We start from the raw sequence: 2597 nt of genomic DNA, 5'->3' as shown, positions 1-2597 counted from the left end.
GGATGTTTCAGTCCCCTGGCCTTGGCATCTATTTGGGTCATTTGATAGATATTATATTGGAGAATAAAACCACCAACCACAAAAACTGCCCCGCTAATTATCATCATTATTAATTTTATATCCATATCTTTCTCCTAAAATCTTTTAATAATCTCACTATAAACTAAGCCTGTTACAATTACTGATAGGCTAAATATTGAAATTAAAAATACTTTTTCTGGCAAAAATTCTGTAAAAAGTGCCATTACAATCATTGCTATTAAAGCAATTACTATAATAAAAATGAGTTTTTTGTTAGACTTTACAATGTCTGTTGATTCTTCTAAGTGTTTCATAAAATTATCACTCCCTTTTAAGAGCTCATCAAGACTTATTTGGTATAAATCTGATAAGGCGATTACATTTCCAATGTCAGGATAGGTTTTATTATTTTCCCAGTTTGAGATTGATTGTCTTGATACAAAAAGTTTTTCTGCAACTTCTTCTTGGGTCAATTTTTTACCCATCCTAGCATTTTTTAATTTGTCTCCTATTTTCATTATTACCTCCTAAGTCTATATTAAAAAATTTTATTTATTTAGTCTATCTATATCACTTTACACCCCTATTTTTTTATGTAAAAACCCTTTTACATTCCTTGATTTTAGTAATTTTCATAAATATTTGACCAAAAATCTCATTTATATGATAATTATATAAGGAGGAAATATGGAAGGAATAATAATTGGAGTGGTGACTTTTTTTCTTATTGGAATTTTTCACCCACTTGTGATTAAAGGCGAATATTATTTTGGCAGGAAGGTCAACAAGTATTTTATTTTATCTGGAATAATTTTTGTTGCCCTCTCTCTTTACATAAAATCCCTTATTCCAAGTGTATTTGCTGGAGTGATCGCCTGTTGCTGTTTCCGGTCAATTGGAGAGGTTATCGAGCAGGAACAAAGAGTCCTAAAGGGTTGGTTTAAGGAAAATCCTAAGAGAAAAGCCTACTATGATGAATTAAGAAATAAAAAAAATCTTGACAAGTAAAAATTAGACCTTATAATGATAATGAACAATGTTCATCGAGGAGTCATATATGATTATTTCCAAAGCTAGCATCCTTAAAGAATCAAGAGAAATAGTTGCTAGAGAAGGCTTAAATGCCCTAAGTATCAGAAAGCTCGCCAAACAATGCAATGTGGCAGTCGGTTCTATTTATAACTATTTTTCATCAAAGGATGAGCTTATGATAAGTACTATCGAAAGTGTCTGGGAAGATATATTTCGTATAGACGATTCAGACGAAAATTATGATAATTTTTTGACCTACCTAGGAGATATTTTTAACCACCTAAGTGTGGGGATAGAAAAGTACCCAAACTTTTTTACCATCCACTCGCTTAGTTTTAAATCCCAAAGTATCAGCAAAGCCAAGGACTCAATGTCAACCTATCTTGACAAACTAAGGGATAATATGATTGAGATCCTAGATAGAGACTCTGATATTAAAGCAAATGCCTTTGATGATGAATTTACAAAGGATGACTTGGTGAGATTTATCCTATCAACCAGCCTTTGTTTTATAGTCGAAAAAAATTATGATCAAAATTTACTTTTAAAAATCATAAAAAAAATTATTTACTAAGACCCGTTTGTTAGCGGGTTTTATAAAAGCTTTAAATGAACAATGTTCACTAAGGAGTCTTATGCAAGCAATATTTGAAACCCTCTTTGATATTTTTTACCTAGGAACAGTAATCTTTCTTGGCACAAAAATGCTAAAAGAAGGTAAGAACGAAAAACAATACTATTTATTTGGAATTATGGCCCTGGTTTTGGGTTTTGGGGATGCCTTCCACCTAGTTCCTAGAGCTGTCGCCCTTAATACCACAGGCCTAGAAAATTTTACAAAATCACTTGGCTTTGGCAAGCTAATTACTTCCATTACCATGACTATCTTCTACCTAATTCTTTATTATGTCTGGAAGGTGCGTTATGAAGTTAAGGATAAAAATGGACTCACTAAAGGAATCTGGTTTTTGGCTTTACTAAGGATTTTGCTAGTCATTTGTCCGGAAAATAAATTTTTAACTAGCCCATCTCCCCTTGCCTGGGGCATTTATAGGAATATTCCCTTTACAATCTTGGGGCTTATTATAATTGTTATATTCTACCAAAAATCAAGAGAAACTCATGATACTGCCTTTAAAAACTTGTGGCTTACCATTGTTTTAAGCTTTGGGTTTTATTTGCCAGTTGTCATTTTGGAAAATACCTTGCCAGCTATTGGTGCTCTCATGGTGCCAAAAACTTGTGCCTATGTCTGGACAGTTTTGATTGGTTATAAGGCTATGGAAGGAGAAAAAAATGATAAAAAAATACTATAAAACATCTTTCATCTACGCCCTTTTCGGCTTATTTATAGGGGCCTTTTACAGGGAATACACAAGGATTATTGGTTTTAAGGGGCACACATCTTTAAGCTTAGCCCACACCCACTCCCTAGTCTTATTCTTTCTGGTATTTATAATCCTAAGTCTATTTGCTAAGAGTTTTGATTTAAAAGAAGACAAAAAAGAAAAAAGATTTTTCAATACCTATAACTTTTCTTTGAT

The 2597-nt window shown here is 32.5% G+C and carries 5 protein-coding genes; 4 read left to right on the top strand and 1 reads right to left on the bottom strand.

Annotated elements, in window-relative coordinates; genetic code table 11:
* Positions 1-134: 134 nt before the first annotated feature.
* Positions 135-539, bottom strand: a complete 405-nt coding sequence (locus RQ893_RS09060; RefSeq protein ID WP_311482680.1) for a helix-turn-helix domain-containing protein — start codon at positions 537-539, stop codon at positions 135-137.
* A 169-nt stretch (positions 540-708) separates the two neighbouring features.
* Here RQ893_RS09060 and RQ893_RS09055 point away from each other — a divergent pair, with 169 nt between their 5' ends.
* The 4 genes from RQ893_RS09055 to RQ893_RS09040 all read left to right on the top strand — a co-directional run.
* The gene (locus RQ893_RS09055; protein WP_311482679.1) at positions 709-1029 is read left to right on the top strand and encodes a DUF4491 family protein; all 321 of its coding nucleotides are present in this window, start codon (positions 709-711) and stop codon (positions 1027-1029) included.
* A gap of 49 nt (positions 1030-1078) precedes the next feature.
* Complete coding sequence (locus tag RQ893_RS09050; RefSeq protein WP_311482678.1) at positions 1079-1627, top strand: TetR/AcrR family transcriptional regulator; 549 nt, start codon at positions 1079-1081, stop codon at positions 1625-1627.
* Positions 1628-1688: 61 nt separating this feature from the next.
* Positions 1689-2369 (top strand): hypothetical protein, encoded by a 681-nt coding sequence (locus RQ893_RS09045; protein WP_311482677.1) that lies wholly within the window; start codon positions 1689-1691, stop codon positions 2367-2369.
* Positions 2350-2597, top strand: a 248-nt coding sequence (locus RQ893_RS09040) for a DUF2871 family protein (RefSeq protein WP_311482676.1), incomplete at its 3' end; no start/stop codon positions are given. The genes RQ893_RS09045 and RQ893_RS09040, both read left to right, overlap by 20 nt.

Source organism: uncultured Anaerococcus sp., assembly GCF_963510915.1.
Lineage (GTDB): Bacteria > Bacillota > Clostridia > Tissierellales > Peptoniphilaceae > Anaerococcus.
Note: the sequence above shows the minus strand (reverse complement) of the source record. Positions and strands in the feature narration are given on the sequence as shown.

Bases quoted from the DNA above. Each gene is read 5' to 3' on its own strand.
- RQ893_RS09060 (WP_311482680.1), bottom strand. From the start codon at position 539: ATGAAAATAGGAGACAAATTAAAAAATGCTAGGATGGGTAAAAAATTG.
- RQ893_RS09055 (WP_311482679.1), top strand. From the start codon at position 709: ATGGAAGGAATAATAATTGGAGTGGTGACTTTTTTTCTTATTGGAATT.
- RQ893_RS09050 (WP_311482678.1), top strand. From the start codon at position 1,079: ATGATTATTTCCAAAGCTAGCATCCTTAAAGAATCAAGAGAAATAGTT.
- RQ893_RS09045 (WP_311482677.1), top strand. From the start codon at position 1,689: ATGCAAGCAATATTTGAAACCCTCTTTGATATTTTTTACCTAGGAACA.